The sequence below is a fragment of the Betaproteobacteria bacterium genome (assembly GCA_016720855.1).
Taxonomy (GTDB): Bacteria; Pseudomonadota; Gammaproteobacteria; order Burkholderiales; family Usitatibacteraceae; genus FEB-7.
The window spans coordinates 303,573-322,089 of record JADKJU010000005.1; the positions used below are offsets into that span (position 1 = coordinate 303,573).

Below are 18,517 nucleotides of genomic sequence, written 5' to 3' on the forward strand. Positions count from 1 at the left end.
CGGGAGACCTCCATGAACAGCCGCGTGAAACTCTTCTTCGACCTGTTCAAGCTCCGCATCGGCTTCGCGATCGGGCTCACCGCCCTGGCGGGGGCCCTCGCGGTCCCCGGCCGGCAGGCAGGCGCTTGGCAGGTGGCGCTCCTGGTCGCGTGCGTCATCGCCGCTTCGGCGGCGGCAGGCGCGTTCAACCAGTACGTCGAGCGCGACCTCGATGCGCGCATGGGACGCACGCGCGGCCGCGCCTTCGTCACCGGCCAGCTCAAGCACGGGCCGTTCTGGCTCGGCGTGATCGGCCTCATGCTGGCGCTTGCCGTGTGCGCTGCGGCGGTCGCCGTGAATGCCGTCGCCGCCCTGTTCGTGTTCCTGGGCGCCTTCTTCTACGGCGTCGTCTATACGGTCATCCTCAAGCGGCGCACGTGGATGAACATCGTGATCGGGGGCCTCGCCGGCAGCTTCGCGGTGCTCGCCGGGGCGACCGCCGTCACCCCGGGCGAGATCGGCCCCGTGGCCGCCTCGCTCGCCTGGGTGCTGTTCCTCTGGACGCCGCCGCACTTCTGGAGCCTCGCCATCGCCTTCCAGGACGACTACCGCGCCGCGGGCGTGCCGATGCTTCCGGTGGTCGTGGGCGAGGCCCGCGCGGCCCGGGTCGTGCTCGGCGGCACCGTCGTGCTCGTCGCCTCATCCTTCCTGCCGCTCCTCTTCGGCCTGGGCACCCTCTATGCGGCCGGCGCGATCGCCGGCGGACTCCTGTTCCTGCGCGGGGCCGCGCGCCTTGCGGCCGATCCTTCCCGCACCACGGCGATGGGGAGCTTCCATGCCTCCCTCGCCCAGCTCTCGCTCCTGCTCATCGGCGTGATCGCGGACGCGGCCTGGCGGGCCTAGCCCGCATGGGTACCGGTTGCCGAACGCGCTGGCTGCAGACGGCGGCCGCGTTCGCCTTCGGGGTCGTCCTCGGGACCGCGCAGGCGCGTGCGGAATCCGGGGGCGCCGCCCTGGATGCGAACGCGACCCTCGAACGCAGCCAGCGCGCCCTCGGCAACCCGGTGGGCGACTACGCGTTCAAGGCGGCCGACGGCAAGCCGGTGCGGCTTTCGCAGTTCCGCGGCCGCCCGCTCCTCGTCAACTTCGTGTACACGGCCTGCTCGCAGGTCTGCCCGACCACCACGCGATTTCTCGCGGGTGCGGTCGCCGAAGCCGATCGCATGCTCGGCCCCGGCCGCTATGCCGTGGCCACGATCGGCTTCAACTATCCCTATGACACGCCGGAGGCGATGCGCGCCTTCGCCCGCGCGCAGGGCATCGATCGCCGCGACTGGGTCTTCCTGAGCCCCGAGGCCGGGGTGGTGGAAAGCATCACCCGCGACCTCGGGTTCAGCTTTGCCGCTTCCTCCGGCGGCTTCGACCATCTCACGCAAGTCACGCTCATCGACGAGGAAGGCCGCGTGGCCGCGCAGGTGTATGGCGAGAGCTTCGAGGTGCCGATGCTCGTGGGCCCGCTCAAGGCCCTGCTCACCAATGCTCCCCTGCCGCAATTCTCCGTCGCCAATCTCCTCGAGCGCGTTCGATTGCTGTGCACCGTGTATGATCCTCGAAGCGGGCGCTATCGCCTGGACTACAGCATCGTGCTCGAGATTCTCATCGGCGCGTCCATCGTGCTCGCCACGTTCTTCTTCCTGTTCCGCGAATGGCAACGGCACCGGCGCCGGTTGCGCGCGGGCTGATGCCATGCTCGCCCTCCTGCAAAGGCTCCTGCAGCGGCTCTTCCTCGGCGCGGAAAGGATCGCCAACGCCATCTTCGGGGAACGCCTCAATCCGCTCTACCACCTCGGGGCGATCAGCTACTACCTGTTCTGGGTCGTGCTCGCGAGCGGGCTCTACCTCTACGCCTTCTTCGACACGAGCGTGACCGGCGCCTACGCTTCCGTCGAGCGCCTCACCCACGACCAGCGATGGATCGGCGGGATCCTCAGGAGCCTGCACCGCTACGCCTCCGACGGCATGGTGCTCACCATGGTGCTGCACCTGACGCGCCACTTCGCCTTCGACCGGCACCGCGGCTTCCGCTGGTTCTCGTGGGTGAGCGGCGTGATCCTGCTCTGGCTCGTGTACGCCTCGGGCATCAACGGCTACATGCTGCCCTGGGACCAGCTCGCGCAGTTCACCGTGACCGCCACCGCCGAGTGGTTCGACGCGCTGCCGGTGTTCAACGGCCTGCTCATGCGCAATTTCCTGAGCGCCGACAGCGTGAACGACCGGTTCTTCTCCCTGCTCTCGTTCCTGCACATCGGCCTGCCGCTGGGCGTGCTGGCGCTCCTGTGGATCCACACGCACCGCGTGCCGCAGGCGAAGACGCTGCCGCCCAACCCGCTCATGGTCGCGCTCGGCGCGGCGATGATCGCGCTCTCCGTCGTGAAGCCGGCGCTGAGCCAGCTGCCCGCCGACCTCGCGACGACGGCGTCCTCGATCGAGTTCGACTGGTTCTACCTGCCTACCTACGCCCTCATCTACCGCTGGACGCCCGGCGCCGTCTGGGCGCTCGTCGTCCCCCTCACGATTCTCGCCGTGCTGGCACCGTGGCTGCCGCCGAAGTTCGGGCGGCGCGCCATTCGCGCGTTCCACGTGCTGGCCCATCCCGACAATCGCATCGTCCCGGTGAAGGAGGACGAGTCGATCCTCGACGCCTGCCTGCGCGAAGGGCTTCCCATGCCCTTCGATTGCCGCAACGGCGGCTGCGGCGTTTGCAAGTGCACGGTGCTGCACGGGGAGGTGGAATTGGGCGCCTACCAGGAAAGTGCCCTGTCCACCGCGGACCGCGAGGCCGGCCGCGTGCTCTCCTGCGTGGCGAAGCCCCTTTCCGATGTCGAGATCGAATACGAACCCACGGACGAATCCGCGCGTCCCGTCACCCTGCATGACGCGCGAGTGGTCTCCATGGACCTGCTCGCGCCGGACGTCATGCGCGTTCGCCTCGAGGTCGAAGGGGGAGCGAGGATCCCCTTCTACGCCGGCCAGTACATCAACATCCTGCTGGACGACGGCCAGAAGCGCGCCTTCTCGTTCGCCACCCCTCCGCACGAGCCCGGCCCGATCGAGCTGCACATCCGCCGCATCGAAGGCGGGCGATTCACCACGCACGTCTTCACCGCCATGAAGGTCGGCGATCATATTCGCTTCGAGGGACCGGTGGGCTCCTTCTTCCTGCGCGAGGACGGGGACAAGCCCGTCATCTTCGTGGCCGGGGCCACCGGATTCGCACCCGTGAAGAGCATGGTGGAGCACGCGCTGCATGCCGGCGTGACCCGGCCCATGGTGCTCTACTGGGGCACGCGCAACCTCGCCGACATGTACCTTCGCGAACTTCCCGAGCGCTGGGCGAAGGAGCATGCGAACTTCCGCTTCGTTCCCGTGCTCTCCGATGCGGTGCCCGGCGACGGCTGGGAGGGCAGGAAGGGCCTTGTCCACGAGGCGATCCTCGCCGACTATCCCGACCTCGGGGGGCATCGCATCTACGCCTGCGGCTCGGTGAAGATGGTCGAGGCCGCGCAACCTGCGTTCGCCAAGCAGGGGCTCTCGCCCGACGACTGCTTTTCCGATGCGTTCAAGCTCGCACCGCGCATCCATTCGAAGGACGCCGATCTCGTGCGCCTGGGGGGGCGCCCATGAACCGCCCGCTGCGCTACCTCCTGCAGGGCCTCCTCTATGGCGCCTTCGCGGCCACCCTGGGCTATTTCTCGACCTCGCCGGCGTTCGAGCCGCTTCCCCCGGGCCACGCGCTCATCCGCCTGTCGCTCAACCACGCCGGACAACGCAAGGTGGCCTGCCGCACGCGCACGCCCGAGGAACTCGCGAAACTGGCGCCCAACATGCGGGCAGCGGAAGACTGCTCGCGCGAGCGCGCGCCCGTGCTGGTGAAAGTGGAGCTCAATGGCAAGTCCGTGGCCGACATCGTCGCGGCGCCGACGGGCCTGTCGCGCGACGGCGCGTCGGTGGCCTACCGGCGCATACCCGTCGTCGCGGGCACGTACCTCGTGAAGGTGAGCATCGCGGACAACGCGGCGGGACTTTTCGACCGCGTGCGTGAGGAGGAAGTGCGTCTCGAGCCGGGCCGCGTGCTGGTGATCGACTTCGAACCCGGCAAGGGCGGGATCGTGTTGCGCTAGCCATGAAAGCCGCCTCCCTGTCGCTTCCCCGCCCCGGCCGTGCCGCGCTCGTCGTGGAGCGGGTGGACGCGCTCTTCGACCGCGCCTTCGGCCAGCGCCTGAACCCGTGGCGGCATCTCGGCGCGCTCGGCTTCCTGTTCTTCTGGATCTGCTGCGCCTCGGGCATCTGGATCTACGTCGGCTACGACACCAGCACCCTCGGCGCGCACGAGAGCCTGGCCGCGATGGACCGCAACGAGTGGCCGCTTGGCGCGCTGGCGCGCGCGCTGCACCGCTACAGCGCCGACGCCCTCGTGGTGGTGACCGCGCTTCACCTCGCGCGGGAACTGGCGCGCCGGCACTACGCGGCGTTCCGCCTCTACGCGTGGCTCACCGGGCTCGTCGTCCTGGTGCTGATGTTCGCCGCCGGCATCGGCGGCTACTGGCTGCCCTGGGACCAGCTCGCGCAGTGGAGCCTCACGGCCACCACGGAATGGTTCGACGCGCTGCCGGTCTTCGACGGCGCCCTGTCGCGCAACGTCATCGCCGGCAGCCAGGTGAACGACCGCTTCTTCTCCCTCCTCATCTTCCTGCACATCGGCCTGCCGCTCGCCATGCTCGGCGCGATGTGGGCGCACGTGCAGCGCGTGAGCCCCGCACGCACCAATCCGCCGGGCGCGCTGGGGTGGGGATCCCTCGCCATGCTGGCGGCGCTTTGCCTCGCCAAGCCCGTCTCGCTGATGCCTGCGGCCGACCTGGCTTTCCTGCCCGCCAGGATCCCCGTCGACTGGTTCTATCTCTTCCCGCACCCGCTCATGGCCTGGCTCGGACCCGACGGGCTGTGGTGGGCGACGGCCGCCTTTCTCGCGGGCCTCGCAACCCTGCCGTGGGCCACGCGCGTCGCGCGCGCACCGGCGGCCCGCGTGAGCCTGGCCAACTGCAACGGCTGTGCGCGCTGCTTCGCGGACTGCCCGTACGACGCGGTGGTGATGGTGGCGCGCACCGACGCGCGTCCGCATCCGCGTCAGGCACAGGTGAACCCTGACCTGTGCGCGGGCTGCGGCATCTGCACCGGCGCCTGCCCATCGTCCACGCCGTTCCGCCGGGACGAGGCGCTGGTCACCGGCATCGACATGCCCTCCATGGCCATCGGCGAAATGCGCGACCGGCTGGAGGCGCGCACGGCTGCCCTCGTGGGCCGCCCGCGCATCGTGGTCTTCGGTTGCCGCTGGGGAGCGGATAGCGAAAGCCTCGCAGGGCCCTCCACCGCCGCGATCGAATTCGTCTGCGGCGCGATGCTGCCCCCCTCGTTCGTGGAATACGCGCTGCGCGCAGGGGCCGACGGCGTGCTCGTCGCCAGTTGCCGCGAAGGCGACTGCGAGTTCCGCACCGGCGACCAGCTCATCGCTGCGCGGCTGGGCGCCGAGCGCAAGCCTGCATTGCGATCGAGCGTGGCGCGTGAGCGCGTCCGGCTGGTCCCCGCCGGGCGCACCGATACCGGATTCCTGCGCACGCAGCTCGATGCCTTCCGCGCGGACCTCGAACGACTCGAATCCCGCCATGCCTCACCCCCCAAACGCCAGGAGAAGCACCATGGCTAGCCTTCACTCCGCCCATGCCCACTCCCTCGCTTCGGCTGCCGACCAATCGGCGAGCGGCACCACATTCGGGATCACCGTGGGGCGCGACGCCTCCGCGCGCCTCGCGACCGGCTGGCTCGCGCTCGGCATCGCCGCGCTCGTCGGATCCGGCGTGTTCTCGCTCCTGCTCGTGCTCGCGCGCACGCCGGGGCTCAAGGAAATCTTCCCCGTCGCCGATTTCTTCCAGGTGGCGCTCGTCGCGCACGTGGACCTGTCGGTCCTCGTCTGGTTCCTTGCCTTCGCGGGCGTGCTGTGGAGCCTTGCGTGCGATGCCCGCGGCATCGCCGTGGGCTGGGTCGCCCTGGCGCTGTGCGCCGCCGGGACGCTGGCGCTTTGCGTGGCCCCGCTCGCGGGGAACGCGGTGCCGGTGCTGGCCAACTACATCCCCGTCATCGACAACGCCGCGTTCCTGGGCGGTCTTGCCGCCATCGGCGCCGGCGTCGCGCTTGCGGCGACGCGCACGTTCTGGGCGGCTCGCGCCTTTGCCCCGACCCTCGACGGCGAGTCGGCGCTACGCTGGGGAATCCTCGGATCGGCCGTCGCGACGGCCATTGCCCTGGCCGCCTTCGGCTGGTCGTGGATGGAGCTCTCGCCGCACCTCGAGCGCAAGGCCTACTACGAGCTGCTCTTCTGGGGCGGCGGCCACGTGCTGCAGTTCACGTGGACCCTGCTCATGCTCGCCGGCTGGCTGTGGCTTGCGAGCGCTCTGGGGCTGCGCCCGGCACTTTCGCCTCGCGTGACGCTTCTCGTCTTCACGATCGCGCTGGCCTGCGTGTTCGTCACCCCCGTCATCTACATCGCCCACCCGGTCGCCTCGGTGGAGCACCACAAGCTGCAAACCTGGCTCATGCGTTTCGGCGGCGGGCTCGCGATCCCGCCGGTTCTCCTCGCGCTCCTGTGGGCGATGCGCAGCCTGCCATCCCTCGACGCGCAGAAGCGCCCGATCTTCGGGGCGCTCGCGGCCTCCATCGGGCTCTTCGCGGCCGGCGGCCTCATCGGCTTTGCCATCAGCGGGGCCAACGTGAAGATCCCGGCGCACTATCACGGCTGCATCGTCGGGGTGACGCTCGCGTTCATGGGACTGGCCTACCACCTCCTGCCGCAGCTCGGTTTCGCCGCGCCGCGCTCGCGTCTGGCCGCGTGGCAGCCCTGGCTCTACGGCGGAGGGCAGCTCGCGCACATCGTGGGCCTGGTGTGGTCGGGCGGATACGGCGTTGAACGCAAGGTGGCGGGCGCCGCGCAGGTGCTGCGCACGCCGCAGGAGGTGGCGGGCATGGGGCTCATGGGCCTGGGCGGCCTGGTAGCGATCCTGGGCGGCCTCGCGTTCGTGATCGTCGTGATCGGCGCCCTGCGTCGTCCCGCCGGCGCCGAGACCGCCTGAGCGCACCGGTCATGACGCGCGAAGAGCGCATGCTTTCCGCGACCGCGGCCGCATGCGCGGCGCTGGTCTTCATCATCGTCGCTGCCAGCGCCTGGCTGAGGCTCGTGGCCGTGCCCTGTCCGCCGGCAGGGTGCGAGGGATTCACGCTCACCGATGCCGTGCGCCTCGCGCACCGCGTGGCCGCCATGGGCGTGACGGTCCTGGCCCTCGTCATCATCGCGCTGGCGTGGAAGGCGCCCCGGCGCTGGGGCCTGCGCATCGCCGCGGCCATCCTCTTCGGCCTCGTGGCCGCGCTCGCCGTCATCGGCCGCCGGTCGGCGGGAGCCGCCCCGCCCGAGGTGATGCTCGCCAACCTGCTGGGGGGCCTCACGCTTCTTGCGGTCTCCGTGGCCCTGGCCGTCGCCCCGCGCCAGCCGCGGGGACGGATCGCACTCCCCTTCGCTGCCGCAGCGTTGCTGTTCGCCGTGTCCACAGGGACGGGGGGCCTGCTGGTCATGGCACCGCCGGCCGACACCGCGTCGCTGGGCCTCGCCCATCGCGCCCTTTCCTGGGCCACCCTGGCGGGCTGGGGGCTGCTGGCGTTCGCAAGCGCACCCCCGGCCGGTGTACGTGCGGCAACGCGCCTCGCCGCCGCGCTCATGGCGCTTCAGGTCCTGCTCGCGCTGTCGTTGCCCGCCGGGCCACTGGCGCGTTGGCTTCACAACCTGCTCACGTCCGCGGCGCTTCTCCCCGTCATTGCTGCAGCGCTGTCCTGCCGGGCCCCCTTGCGCCCCGATCCCGCGCACCCCGAACGCCTGCCTGCCGGATCCTGAGCGGCAGCCGGGTTATCATGGGCGCTCCCAACGCCCTGTGCCCATCCCTTCATGCAGCCCGGAGAACCGCGCTCACGCGGGCCCGACATCCCGGTCGAGCAATTCCTCGTCAACCTGCCGCTCTTCAGCGATCTCACGCCCGAGGAGATCCAGCGCGTCGCGGGCGGCACTCGCCGCATCTACGCGACCAAGGGCGAGACGCTTTTCACGCGAGGCGACCGTTGCGAGGGCTTCCACGTCGTCCTCTACGGGCAGGTGAAGCTCTTCGTCACTTCACCCCAGGGCTCCGAGAAGGTGATCGAGATCATGGGCCCGGGCATCTCGTTCGGCGAGGCGGTCCTCTTCATGGACATCCCCTACCCCGTCTCGGCGCAGGCGCTCAAGGATTCGCTCCTGCTGCACGTCTCCAAGAGCCTCGTCTCGGAGGAGATCGTGCGCGATCCCCGCTTCGCGAGGCGGCTGCTGGCCGGCATGTCGAAGAAGCTTCACCAGCTCATCCACGACGTGGAGGCCTACTCGCTTCGCTCGGGGCTGGAGCGCGTGATCGGCTACCTGCTGCGCGACGACGCCATTTCCGACGGCTCCGCGCGCTCGACGAGCGTGACGCTGCCCGCCAACAAGATGATCGTGGCCTCGCGCCTCAATCTCACGCCGGAGTACTTCTCGCGCATCCTGCACGAGCTGGCCGGCGCGGGGCTGATCGTGATGGAGGGCCGTTCGGTTTCGGTCCCCGACATCGAGCGCCTGCGTACCTACACCGGCTGAACGCGCAACCATGGCCGCCCGCACCTCATCCAAGCCGAAATGCGGACCGCCGGCCGCCGCAAACCTCCTCGCCCCCCAGGTCGAGGAGTGGCTCAAGGCCGCCGCCCTCGACGTGGCCGACGACGGGATCGTCATCTCCGATGCGTCGACCCCCGATGCGCCGATCGTCTATGTGAGCCCGTCGTTCGAGCGGCTCGTGGGTTACTGCGCCGCCGAAATCATCGGCACCAACTGCCGCATGGTGCAGGGGCCGGGCACCGATCACGAGACCGTGAAGGGCATCGCGATCGCGCTGCAGAAGGGCAAGGTCTTCCAGGGCGAGATCCTCAACTATCGCAAGGACGGCACGCCCTTCTGGAATTTCCTGCGCATCGCGCCCATCCGCGACGCCGCCGGGAAAGTCACCCACCATGTGGGCACCCAGTCGGACGTGACCGAGCTGCACCACGCGCGCGAGCGCGAGCACGACTTGCAGGACACGGTCGCCCACGCCTCGCGCGTGCGCACGGTGGCCGCGCTGGGCGCGTCGCTCGCGCACGAAGTGAATCAGCCGCTCGCGGCCATCATCACCAACGCCGAGGCGGCGCTGCGCTTCCTCGACGCCGGCAACCCGGCGGAAGTGCGCGAGGCCCTGGTGGCCATCGCCGGCGATGCGCGGCGCGCCGGCGAGATCATCCATCGCGCGCACCGACTCGTTCGCAAGCAGCCCGCGGCAGCCGAGGCCGTCGATCCCGCGCGCACCGCCTCCGAGGTTCTCGACTTCGCGCGTGCACGGCTTCGCCATGCCGGCGTCAAGGCGCGTCTCGAGGCGGCCGGAACGCTGCCGCGCGTAATGGCCGATCCCATCCAGCTCCACCAGGTGCTCCTCAATCTCGTGGTGAATGCGATCGAGGCGATGGAGGGCGCGGCGCCCGGCACCGAGCGCACGCTGGTCGTGGCGATCGAGCGCGAAACGGGCGGCGTGCGCCTTCGCGTGCAGGACACCGGTCCAGGCGCCGACGACGAATCCCTGGCCCGCATGTTCCGGACATTCCATACGACGAAGGCCCGCGGCACCGGCCTGGGACTGCTCGTCACGCGCTCCCTCGTGGAGGCGCACGGGGGGCGGCTGGAAGTTGCGCGCAACCCCGGCCGCGGCCTCGTCTTCACGATCCACCTGCCCGGAGAAGAGCCGAAATGATCGCCGCCGAAGGCGTAAGCCTCTACATCATCGACGACGACCCGTCCGTGCGCGCCTCCCTCACTCGCCTGCTGCGCGCCGAGGGCGCGAATCCAGAGACGTTCGCCACGGCAGAGGACTTTCTCGACTTCCTCCCCAGTGTCGCCGGGCCGGCCTGCGCGCTCCTCGACATCGGGCTCCCGGGCAAGAGCGGGATCGAGTTGCACGCCCGCCTGCAGGCCTTGCGTCCCGAGATTGCGGTCGTGTTCCTCACCGGGCACGGCGACGTGCCCGGAGCGGTCACCTCCATGAAGCGGGGGGCCATCGACTTCCTGCTGAAGCCGTTCGAGGCCGCGACCCTCATCGCCGCCCTGACCCGCGCCATCGAGCGCGCACGCCTGGCCTTCGGCGACAAGGCCACCAAGCGCGACATCGCACTGCGATACGGGGATCTCACGCCGCGCGAGCGCGAGGTGCTCACCCACGTGATCGCCGGCAAGCGCAACAAGGTGATCGCCGCCGAGATCGGCACGACCGAGAAGACGGTGAAGGTGCACCGCGGCCGCATCATGGAGAAGATGCAGGTGCGCTCCGTGGCCGACCTCGTGCGCGCCGCCGACAAGCTCGGCATCAAGCCAACCCCCTCGCCACCGCGCGGCTGATCGCGCCCCCTCCATGACCGACCCCTTCCACGAAGACTCGCTCAAGGCGCTCAACGCCGATGGCCCCCTGCGCGCCCGGATCCGTGAGATCCACTGGGCGGTGCGATCATTCATGCCGTTCGTCGCCCGCATCGCGGTCGCGATCTACGACCCGGAGACCACGCTCCTCAAGACGTTCGTGCACTCGAGCGAGGGCGACGACCCCCTGCCGCATTACCAGGCGCCGCTCGACGAGGTTCCGTCGCTGAAGAGGGTCATCGAGGAAGCGCGCCCGCGAGTCATCCAGAACATGCTCACCTTCGAGGACGCGCATAGCGAGCATTCCCGCCGCCTGGGCCGCTCGGGCTATGCCGCGAGCTATACGCTCCCGATGTTTTCCAACAGCAACTTCTTCGGATTCGTGTTCTTCAACTCGCGCCAGCCGGAGGTGTTCACCGAGACCGCGCTCTCGCAGCTCGACGTCTTCGGCCACCTCGTCTCCCTGCTGGTGATCCAGGAGCTCGGGGCAGTCCACACGCTTTCCGCGGCACTGGAGAGCGCGCGGCACCTCGTGCATGCCCGCGACGCCGAGACCGGGACGCACCTCGACCGGATGTCCCGCTACGCCCGGGTCATCGCCCGCGCGATAGCCGATCGGCACGGCCTCGACGACGAGTACATCGAGCGCATCCAGGCCTACGCGCCGCTCCACGACATCGGCAAGATCGGCATCCCGGATTCGATCCTGCTCAAGCCCGAGGGACTCAGCGACCCGGAAAAGGAAGTGATGCGCACGCACAGCAACCGGGGGCAGACGATCATCGACGACCTGGTGACCACGTTCGGTCTCGGTGCCCTGGCCGATACCGAGGTGGTTCGCAACATCGCGCTCTTCCACCACGAACGCGTGGACGGCAAGGGCTACCCGTACGGCCTCGCGGGCGATGCGATTCCGCTGGAGGCGCGAATCGTGGCCGTGGCCGACGTCTTCGACGCTCTCACCAGCCGCCGGCCCTACAAGGAGGCCTTCGCGAACGATCTGGCCTTCACCATGATCGAGCAACTGGCGGGATCGCACCTCGACGAGGAATGCGTGCGGGCCCTCGTCGACAACCGGCCCGAAGTCGAGCGCATCCAGGCGAAGTTTCGCGAGGACTTGCTGGGCTGATCAGCCCGCCGCCTGCCGAAGGATCGCTTCCATGGCGCCAGCGATGCCCGATGCAGCCTGCGGCGCGAACCGGTTCGCGTCGTGCACGACGTTGAGCGTGAGCCGCCCGCCCCAGGTGCTCGCCGCCACGAAGAGCGGCTGGTGCGCCATCGGGCACAGGGCGAACGAGATCTCGTCCACGCAAATGCCGTTCGCTTCGGGCAGCGCCTCGACACGGCCCACGTTGCTGAGCATGAAGGCGGTCGGCATGCGCTCGATGTAGGCCGCGAAGCCGGCAATGCCCTCGGGACTGGCCGGCATCGTCTCGGCTGGCGGCACCAGGTGATAGAAAAGGTTACCGCAGCCTGCCGCCACCTGGCGACGCAGATCCGTCGTCAGGAAGGTCGCGAGCGGCCAGAGATCCCCCGGGCCGGCCACGCGGCGCAGCGACGACAGCAGCGTCACGTAGAAGCCCGGAGTGGCATCGTCCATCGGCGACCGCAGGTTGCCTCGCAGATCGACCGGGCTCGTGAGCATGAGTGCGGGCGTGGCGCCCTCCGGAAACAGGTCACGCGCGGCGATGAGTTCCGCCGCCCCGATGACTCCGTGGACGCTTGCGCCATGCTCCCGTGCGCGGCGTGCAAGGCGGGACACGGTCTCCGCGTCCACATGAACGGCAATGATGCGGGGACGAACCGGCCCGGCCTGGCGGGCAAAGCCCGGCATCGTCTCGGCCCGCAACGGCTCCCGACGCAAGACTTCCTTCCATTCCCGGGCCCTGGCTGCGCCCGCATCGCCGGACAGCGCTTCCGGAAACGCTTCCATGAGCGAGGTCCGTGGCGCAACTGGCGCGGGCAGCTCCCTCGCGCCACGCGCTGCGTCGATCAGGTCCGCCACCAGCCGGAATCCCGAACGGGCATCGCCGATCGAGTGATGAAATACGACGGCAAAGGCCCAGCTGCCGGCCGTCCGCTCGAGCCAGTGGGCCCGGATGAGTGGCGCCTCGCCCAACTCGAACGGCTGGGTGAGCCGCGCCGCCAAGGTCGCCCGCCAGTCGTCGCCCGCAGCCTCACGGGCCATGCTCGCGCGCAAGCCGGGGCACGGCACGAAGACGAGCCGCCCTTCCGCGTCGGTTTCGATGGCGACCGAAAGTGCAGGATGGATCGCCTGCGCATCGGCGAGCGCAATTTCCAGCCGCTCCGCATCCAGCGGCCCGCGGCCTTGCGCAAGCACGGCGAAGTTCATCGACGAGCAGCGGTCGAGGAACCAGAAGAATGCCTCGGCACGATCGAGGCGACGCGATGGCGGTCTGGTCACGGCGGTCTCGCGGGTCGGGGTCTCAAAACAACGGGGACGTGTTCGCGAACACGCCCCCGTTGTACATCCTCAGGCAAGCGCAGGCTAGTTCAGCTTCACCTTCGCCTCGATGCCTTCGCCCTTGAGCATGGTGTACTCCACCATGGAACCGTCATAGAGCTTCGTCTGCTTGTTGCCGATCAGCTCGCTGGAAACGAACCAGCTCACGGAAGCCCAGTGGCCGGTGTTGCAGAAGCTGATCTGCTCGCCGGTCATGGGCACGCCAGCGTACTTGTAGAGCGTCTCGAGCTGCGCCTTGCTGCGGAACTCGCCACCGCCGTTCACGGTCATCCACTGGTTCGGCAGGTTCTTCGCGCCGGCGATGGTGCCGCTCATCGTCGCCTTCGGATGCCGGGCGATGCCGACGTACTGGTCCTCGGGACGACTGTCCACGAGGAGGACGCCGGCCACGCGCGCCTTCTTCACGTCGGCCATCGTGACGAGCATTTCCTTGCGCAGATTCGCCTTGAAGGTCCTGGGCGTCGCCTTGACGATGCCTTGCTGCAGCGGGGCCTTTTCGTCTTCCGTGTAGGTGCCCATGCCGCCGTTGAGGATCGAGACGTTGTCGTGCCCGAGCACCTTGAACGTCCAGTAGACGCGCGTGGCCTGGCCGACGTCGAGGGTGGTATTGCCCTGCGGTACCAGCACCACGTGGGTGTTGTTGTCGATGCCGAGCTTGGTGCCGATCATCGCGACCAGGGGCTTGATGTCCTCCGGGAACATGTCGGGAACCTTGTCCGACTTGCGCTCGACTCTCCAGCCATCCTTCCCGTAGTTGGTGTTGACCGCGCCCGGGATGTGCGCCTCCATGTAGTCCTTCGACGACTGGAAGTCGACGATGACGATTCCGGGCTTGCCCACGTTGGCGATGACCCACTTGGAGTCGACCAGCGGGTCGGCCGCAAGGGCAGCGCCCGCCATTCCGAAAGCCAGCAGCAGCCCGATGCCCAGCCGGGCAACGGAACGAGTGAACCAGATCTTCATGTGCTTCTCCTTGACTGTCGATTGCCGGGAAGGTGCCCCGATGCGTGCAGTTGCAAGGATACCGTCCGGCACCGCAGGGCGAAATGCGCGTGGTCAAAGGCGCTTCGGGCAAGGGAAAGAGTGTTGGCCCTTCGGGCCATGGACCTATTGCAAAAGCCCGGTTTTGCGCTAGAATCCGGCCCATGAAAGATGCATTCCACATGCCGCTTCTGGATGCCGAGGGCTACCTCATCGAGCCGCGTGAATGGACCGAGGAAGTCGCGGTCGCCCTTGCGCTCAAGGAACGCATCGAACTCGGTCCGGACCACTGGGATGCCATCCGGTTCATGCGCAGCTACTGGGAGGAGCACCAGCTCACGCCCGACGCGCGCTTCGTGATCTGGCACCTGGTCGAGCGCCTCGGACCGGGCGCGCGCAACAAGCTCTTCGAGCTGTTTCCGTACGGCTATCCCGGACAGGCCTGCAGGATCGCCGGAATGAGACGCCCGCGCGCCTGGAGCACGGGATGACTTCCGGGACGTGTTCGCGAACACGTCCACGGATCGGTTGCGGCCTACTTTCCTGACGGCCAGACGGTACCCTGGTTGCCGGCCGTGACCTGCGCCATGCCCTTCAGCACGAACTTCTGCAGGCGCTTGCCCTCGTAGGTTTCCGCCGTGTAGATGTTGCCCTTCGAGTCCGTGGCGATGCTGTGCACGCCGTAGAACTGGCCCGGCTGGCGACCGCCGTCGCCGAAGGTCGTGACTTCCTGCAGGGTCTCCCGCAGCACCACGCGCACCACCTCGTTCGTCCCGTCGGCGAGGTAGAGGTACTTCTGCTGCGGATCCTTCGAGAAGGCGAGATCCCACGCCGAGCCCGAGCCCAGCGTGTTCCTCGCGAACTGCGCTTCCTTCACGAAAGTGCCGTCGGGCTTGAAGACCTGAACGCGGTCCGCCTGCCGGTCGCAGACGTAGACGAGCCCGTCGTTCGCGCGCTCGACGCAATGGACGGGGGTGCGGAACTGCCTCGGAAGGGGCGCGGCGGGATCGTACTTGCCGAGGCCGGCATCGTCGGGCCTGTTCCCGTAGGCACCCCAGTACCGCTTCAACTTTCCGGTGTCGGCGTCGAGCACCGCGACGCGCCTGTTCCGGTAGCCGTCGGCGACATAGGCCTCGTTCGTCTTCGGATCCACCCAGATCTTGGCCACGCGCCCGAAGCTGGCGGCATCGTTGCTGCCCTTGCCTGCGCCCGGCCTGCCGACCTGCATCAGGAACTTGCCCTCTTTCGTGAACTTGAGGATGTGACCATCGCGATCGCCATTGCCGCCGATCCAGACATTGCCCCGGTAGTCGACGTGCAGGCCGTGCAGGGATTGCGGCCAGTCGTAGCCCTTTCCCGGGCCGCCCCACGAGCGCACGAGGTTGCCCGACGCGTCGAAGTCGAGAACGGGAGGTGCCGGCCTGCAGCACTCGCCAACCTTGAGTTCGAGCGCGCGCTCGTTGCTGTGCAGCGTCTGGCCGCCACGGTGAAGCACCCAGACATGGTCCTGATCGTCGACCCACAGGCCGATCGCCATGCCGAGCACCCAGTGATCGGGCAGCGGCTTTGGCCAGAGCGGGTCGACCTCGAACTTTGGCGCCTCGACGGTACGGCCTTGCGCGTGCGCCGTGCCATGGATGAAAGCCTGGCCCATGCCCAGCCAGGCCGCCACGGCGGCGGTCCATGCAATCGCGGCGCCGCGTTGCGTGACATTCATCTCATGCGCTCCTTGAAGACGAGCGTTCGGGGACGTGTTCGCGAACACGCCCCCCATTGGCTCGACCGCAATCCGCAGCGTGCCGGCACTCAGCCCTTCAGGCAAGTGCTCATGAAGGAGCGGCGCTCGTCGCCGTGCAGATCCTTCTTCCCGGCCTGCTGGTTGCAGGTCTTCATCCTGTTCTGTTGCTTGTGGGCGCCGACGTCGTATTGCGCCTCGTTCACGGTCCTGGTGACCGCAACGCCGTCCTTCAGGCAACGGTTCATGAACCGGTCGTGCTCCTCGCCCTTGCGGCCCTTGGCCTCCTGGGCACAGGCTTCCGCCCGGGTCAGGCCAGGCGACGGCTTGATGAGTTGCTCGATGGCAAGAGCGGGTGATGCGAAGACGACGGACATGACGGCACAAGCCACTGCGTAACGCAGAACGGTTTTCATGGGCACCTCCTCAGGTCGATGGGCCCCGATGGAGGAAGGACGCCGCCGGCGCCTTCGGTCATCGGGTGGCGCCATCAGACCCGAAGCGCGGCACGGCGGCCCGGCAGAAACCCGGCTCGCAAAAACCCGAAATTCGATTGCGTCTCGCCGTCCCGGCAGCGGTCAGGGTGGTCGGGAAGGCGGTTATTTCTTGAGCTTGGTGATGCCCAGCATGTTCATCACGTACTTCTCGTAGAACGGCTCCGACGTCCCGTTCTTCATCTTGCGGATGAAGTACTTCTCGAAGGCGATCTTGGCCAGGTGGACCCACTTGCCCTCGGAGAACCAGTTGACGTTTCGCGGCGGGATCTGCGGCAGTGCCACGAACGCGATGCCCGTGTTGCCCATATCGGCCAGGCACACGGCATTCCACGTCGCCTTCTCGGCCGGGGCCTTGCCGTCGAGCTCGGCGCGGATGTTGTGCGCGGTCGCCGTGACCATCGACTCGATCATGAAGCCGGTCTTGGGCGCGCCGGTCGGAACCGGCGTCGGCTCGACGGGAGGAATGGCCACGCAGACGCCGACCGCGTAGATGTTCTTGTACTTCGGGTTGCGCTGGTTCGCGTCGATGAGGATCATGCCGCGCGGATTGGTGAGGCCCTCGATGCCGAACACCGCATCGATCCCCTTGAACGCGGGCAGCATCATCGAGTACTTGAACGGCAGCGCATGCTCCTTCTTCGGCTTGCCCTCCTCGTCATGCTCCATCACGTGCATGGTGCCGGCCTCGACCTTCGTCACCTTGGCGTTGCAGATCCACTTGATGTGCTTGTCACGCATCGCCGACTCGAGCATCGTCCTGGAGTCGCCCACGCCGCCGAGGCCGAGATGCCCGATGTAGGGCTCGGACGTGACGTAGGTCATCGGCACGCGGTCGCGCAGCTTCGCTTGCGCAGCTCGGTGTCCATGATGAAGGCGAACTCGTAGGCGGGCCCGAAGCACGACGCGCCCTGCACCGCGCCGACCACGATCGGGCCCGGCTCCTTGACGAAAGCGTCCCACGCGTCCGCCGCGTGCGCCGCGTGATCGACGTTGCAGATCGACTGCGTGTGGCCCTCCGGCCCGAACCCCTCGATCTCGTCGAACGCGAGCTTCGGGCCCGTGGCGATGATCAGAAAGTCGTAGTCCAGGAAGGTGCCGTCGCCGAGCTCGACCTGGTTCCGGTCGGGATGCACGCGCTTCGCGCCCGACGGGTTGAAGGCGATGCCCTTCTTCCCGAGGTGGGGCGCGGCCGGAAATTCGATATCGTCCCGCTTGCGCCAACGCACCGCCACCCAGGGGTTGGATGGCACGAAGTGAAAGTTCGGGCCGTTGCCGACGACCGTCAGCTTGTCGCCTGCGCGAAGCTGTTCCTGCATTTCGTAGGCCATCGGCATGCCGCCGAGCCCCGCACCGATGATGACGATATTTGACATGATCGACCGTCCTTTCCTGTCTCAATTCGCTCCTGGACCAACGCAGAACCGCCCGACCGGGCGCGCGTGAACTGGATCAAGCCCGGCGCAAAACCGGGCGCCGGCTGCCCGGGCCAGCTCAGGCCCCGGCATTTCCCACCGTCATGCCCCCGCAAACGTAGAGTACCTGCCCGGTGATGAAACCCGCCCTCTCGTCGAGGAGCGAGGCCACGGCATGCGCCACATCCTCCGGCGCGCCCAGCCGCTTGATCGGAATGCCATCGATTATCGCACGCGTGCGCGGCGAATCGGCTGGATTCACGCGGTGGAAAAGTTCGGTCCCGATGGGGCCCGGGCCCACGGCGTTCACGGTAATGCCGTGCGGCGCCAGCTCCAGCGCCCAGGTCTTCGTCATGCCGTGAATGCCCGCCTTGGCGGCAGCGTAGACGGTGCGCAATTCCTTCCCGAGTGCGGCGCGCGAGGAAATGTTCACGATGCGCCCGAAGCGCGCTGCCTTCATGGCCGGAAGGAGCGCCTGGACGCATTGCATCGAGCAGCGCAGGTTGAGGCTCACCACCGCGGCCAGGTCCGCGCTCGTCGCCTCCTCCAGCGTGCCCGGTCTAACCGTGCCGACGTTGTTGACGAGGCGGGTGATCGGCCGGTTCCGCATCGCGCGCGCCAGGGCCTCCCGCGTCGCCTCTTCGCTCGCGAGGTCCACCTCGATGAATGTCTCGGCGGGCAGCGGCGCCCGCGGCGGCTCGCGATCGAGCGTGACGACGTCGAAGCCGTCCGCGGCCAGCCGCGTGGCCGCCGCGCGGCCAATGCCCTGGCTGGCACCGGTGATGAGCACGCAATCCTTCATCTGAAGTTCCTTCTCGCAGGGCCGCGCGC

At 68.4% G+C, this 18,517-nt stretch carries 17 protein-coding genes and 1 pseudogene; 12 read left to right on the forward strand and 6 right to left on the reverse strand.

Going from position 1 to position 18,517, the window contains the following annotated elements; all coding sequences use genetic code 11:
• Positions 1-12: 12 nt before the first annotated feature.
• Genes cyoE through IPP91_19285 form a run of 11 tightly spaced genes read left to right on the forward strand, consistent with a single transcriptional unit; the run spans position 13 to position 11,705 of the window.
• On the forward strand, positions 13-882 hold the full coding sequence (gene cyoE, locus IPP91_19235) for a protoheme IX farnesyltransferase (protein ID MBL0144176.1): 870 nt from the start codon (positions 13-15) through the stop codon (positions 880-882).
• A gap of 5 nt (positions 883-887) precedes the next feature.
• Positions 888-1,721, forward strand: coding sequence for an SCO family protein (locus tag IPP91_19240; GenBank protein MBL0144177.1), 834 nt, complete (start codon positions 888-890; stop codon positions 1,719-1,721).
• Between the two features lie 4 nt (positions 1,722-1,725).
• On the forward strand, positions 1,726-3,663 hold the full coding sequence (locus tag IPP91_19245; GenBank protein ID MBL0144178.1) for a cytochrome b N-terminal domain-containing protein: 1,938 nt from the start codon (positions 1,726-1,728) through the stop codon (positions 3,661-3,663).
• Entirely contained in the window at positions 3,660-4,160 is a 501-nt protein-coding gene (locus IPP91_19250; GenBank protein MBL0144179.1) for a hypothetical protein, read from the forward strand. Before IPP91_19245 ends, IPP91_19250 begins: the two co-directional genes overlap by 4 nt.
• Before the next feature lie 2 nt (positions 4,161-4,162).
• Positions 4,163-5,740, forward strand: coding sequence for a cytochrome b N-terminal domain-containing protein (locus IPP91_19255; protein ID MBL0144180.1), 1,578 nt, complete (start codon positions 4,163-4,165; stop codon positions 5,738-5,740).
• Positions 5,733-7,160 (forward strand): cbb3-type cytochrome c oxidase subunit I, encoded by a 1,428-nt coding sequence (locus IPP91_19260; GenBank protein ID MBL0144181.1) that lies wholly within the window; start codon positions 5,733-5,735, stop codon positions 7,158-7,160. The genes IPP91_19255 and IPP91_19260 overlap by 8 nt, the downstream gene beginning before the upstream one ends.
• An 11-nt stretch (positions 7,161-7,171) precedes the next feature.
• A complete protein-coding gene (locus IPP91_19265) occupies positions 7,172-7,972 on the forward strand; it encodes a hypothetical protein (protein MBL0144182.1) in 801 nt (266 codons plus the stop codon).
• Positions 7,973-8,023: 51 nt separating this feature from the next.
• A complete protein-coding gene (locus IPP91_19270) occupies positions 8,024-8,737 on the forward strand; it encodes a Crp/Fnr family transcriptional regulator (protein MBL0144183.1) in 714 nt (237 codons plus the stop codon).
• A gap of 10 nt (positions 8,738-8,747) precedes the next feature.
• Positions 8,748-9,917, forward strand: coding sequence for a PAS domain-containing protein (locus tag IPP91_19275; protein ID MBL0144184.1), 1,170 nt, complete (start codon positions 8,748-8,750; stop codon positions 9,915-9,917).
• Positions 9,914-10,558, forward strand: coding sequence for a response regulator transcription factor (locus IPP91_19280; GenBank protein MBL0144185.1), 645 nt, complete (start codon positions 9,914-9,916; stop codon positions 10,556-10,558). Before IPP91_19275 ends, IPP91_19280 begins: the two co-directional genes overlap by 4 nt.
• 13 nt (positions 10,559-10,571) lie before the next feature.
• On the forward strand, positions 10,572-11,705 hold the full coding sequence (locus IPP91_19285; GenBank protein ID MBL0144186.1) for an HD domain-containing protein: 1,134 nt from the start codon (positions 10,572-10,574) through the stop codon (positions 11,703-11,705).
• Here IPP91_19285 and IPP91_19290 read toward each other — a convergent pair whose 3' ends face one another.
• Both IPP91_19290 and IPP91_19295 read right to left on the reverse strand, forming a co-directional pair.
• Complete coding sequence (locus tag IPP91_19290) at positions 11,706-13,001, reverse strand: hypothetical protein (GenBank protein ID MBL0144187.1); 1,296 nt, start codon at positions 12,999-13,001, stop codon at positions 11,706-11,708.
• Between the two features lie 84 nt (positions 13,002-13,085).
• Positions 13,086-14,024: a sulfurtransferase gene (locus IPP91_19295; GenBank protein ID MBL0144188.1), complete on the reverse strand. Its 939-nt coding sequence runs from the start codon at positions 14,022-14,024 to the stop codon at positions 13,086-13,088.
• Between the two features lie 182 nt (positions 14,025-14,206).
• On the opposite strand from IPP91_19295, the gene IPP91_19300 reads away from it, so the two are divergent.
• Positions 14,207-14,533 carry a TusE/DsrC/DsvC family sulfur relay protein gene (locus IPP91_19300; GenBank protein MBL0144189.1) on the forward strand — a complete coding sequence of 109 codons (327 nt, stop codon included), beginning with the start codon at positions 14,207-14,209 and terminating at the stop codon, positions 14,531-14,533.
• A 44-nt stretch (positions 14,534-14,577) separates the two neighbouring features.
• On the opposite strand, the gene IPP91_19305 is transcribed toward IPP91_19300, so the two are convergent.
• From IPP91_19305 to IPP91_19320, 4 genes and pseudogenes are all read right to left on the reverse strand, one after another.
• Positions 14,578-15,696: a hypothetical protein gene (locus tag IPP91_19305; protein MBL0144190.1), complete on the reverse strand. Its 1,119-nt coding sequence runs from the start codon at positions 15,694-15,696 to the stop codon at positions 14,578-14,580.
• A gap of 152 nt (positions 15,697-15,848) precedes the next feature.
• Positions 15,849-16,193: a phosphate starvation-inducible protein gene (locus IPP91_19310; GenBank protein ID MBL0144191.1), complete on the reverse strand. Its 345-nt coding sequence runs from the start codon at positions 16,191-16,193 to the stop codon at positions 15,849-15,851.
• 183 nt (positions 16,194-16,376) lie between these two features.
• A pseudogene (locus tag IPP91_19315) lies at positions 16,377-17,647 on the reverse strand (NAD(P)/FAD-dependent oxidoreductase).
• 118 nt (positions 17,648-17,765) lie between these two features.
• On the reverse strand, positions 17,766-18,488 hold the full coding sequence (locus IPP91_19320; protein ID MBL0144192.1) for an SDR family oxidoreductase: 723 nt from the start codon (positions 18,486-18,488) through the stop codon (positions 17,766-17,768).
• Between the last annotated feature and the right edge of the window lie 29 nt (positions 18,489-18,517).

Coding starts and splice junctions, on each gene's coding strand:
- IPP91_19270 (MBL0144183.1), top strand. CDS start 8,024: ATGCAGCCCGGAGAACCGCGCTCACGCGGGCCCGACATCCCGGTCGAG.
- IPP91_19255 (MBL0144180.1), top strand. CDS start 4,163: ATGAAAGCCGCCTCCCTGTCGCTTCCCCGCCCCGGCCGTGCCGCGCTC.
- IPP91_19240 (MBL0144177.1), top strand. CDS start 888: ATGGGTACCGGTTGCCGAACGCGCTGGCTGCAGACGGCGGCCGCGTTC.
- IPP91_19305 (MBL0144190.1), bottom strand. CDS start 15,696: ATGGGCCAGGCTTTCATCCATGGCACGGCGCACGCGCAAGGCCGTACC.
- IPP91_19300 (MBL0144189.1), top strand. CDS start 14,207: ATGAAAGATGCATTCCACATGCCGCTTCTGGATGCCGAGGGCTACCTC.
- IPP91_19285 (MBL0144186.1), top strand. CDS start 10,572: ATGACCGACCCCTTCCACGAAGACTCGCTCAAGGCGCTCAACGCCGAT.
- IPP91_19310 (MBL0144191.1), bottom strand. CDS start 16,193: ATGAAAACCGTTCTGCGTTACGCAGTGGCTTGTGCCGTCATGTCCGTC.
- IPP91_19265 (MBL0144182.1), top strand. CDS start 7,172: ATGACGCGCGAAGAGCGCATGCTTTCCGCGACCGCGGCCGCATGCGCG.
- IPP91_19260 (MBL0144181.1), top strand. CDS start 5,733: ATGGCTAGCCTTCACTCCGCCCATGCCCACTCCCTCGCTTCGGCTGCC.
- cyoE (MBL0144176.1), top strand. CDS start 13: ATGAACAGCCGCGTGAAACTCTTCTTCGACCTGTTCAAGCTCCGCATC.
- IPP91_19275 (MBL0144184.1), top strand. CDS start 8,748: ATGGCCGCCCGCACCTCATCCAAGCCGAAATGCGGACCGCCGGCCGCC.
- IPP91_19245 (MBL0144178.1), top strand. CDS start 1,726: ATGCTCGCCCTCCTGCAAAGGCTCCTGCAGCGGCTCTTCCTCGGCGCG.
- IPP91_19295 (MBL0144188.1), bottom strand. CDS start 14,024: ATGAAGATCTGGTTCACTCGTTCCGTTGCCCGGCTGGGCATCGGGCTG.
- IPP91_19250 (MBL0144179.1), top strand. CDS start 3,660: ATGAACCGCCCGCTGCGCTACCTCCTGCAGGGCCTCCTCTATGGCGCC.
- IPP91_19320 (MBL0144192.1), bottom strand. CDS start 18,488: ATGAAGGATTGCGTGCTCATCACCGGTGCCAGCCAGGGCATTGGCCGC.
- IPP91_19280 (MBL0144185.1), top strand. CDS start 9,914: ATGATCGCCGCCGAAGGCGTAAGCCTCTACATCATCGACGACGACCCG.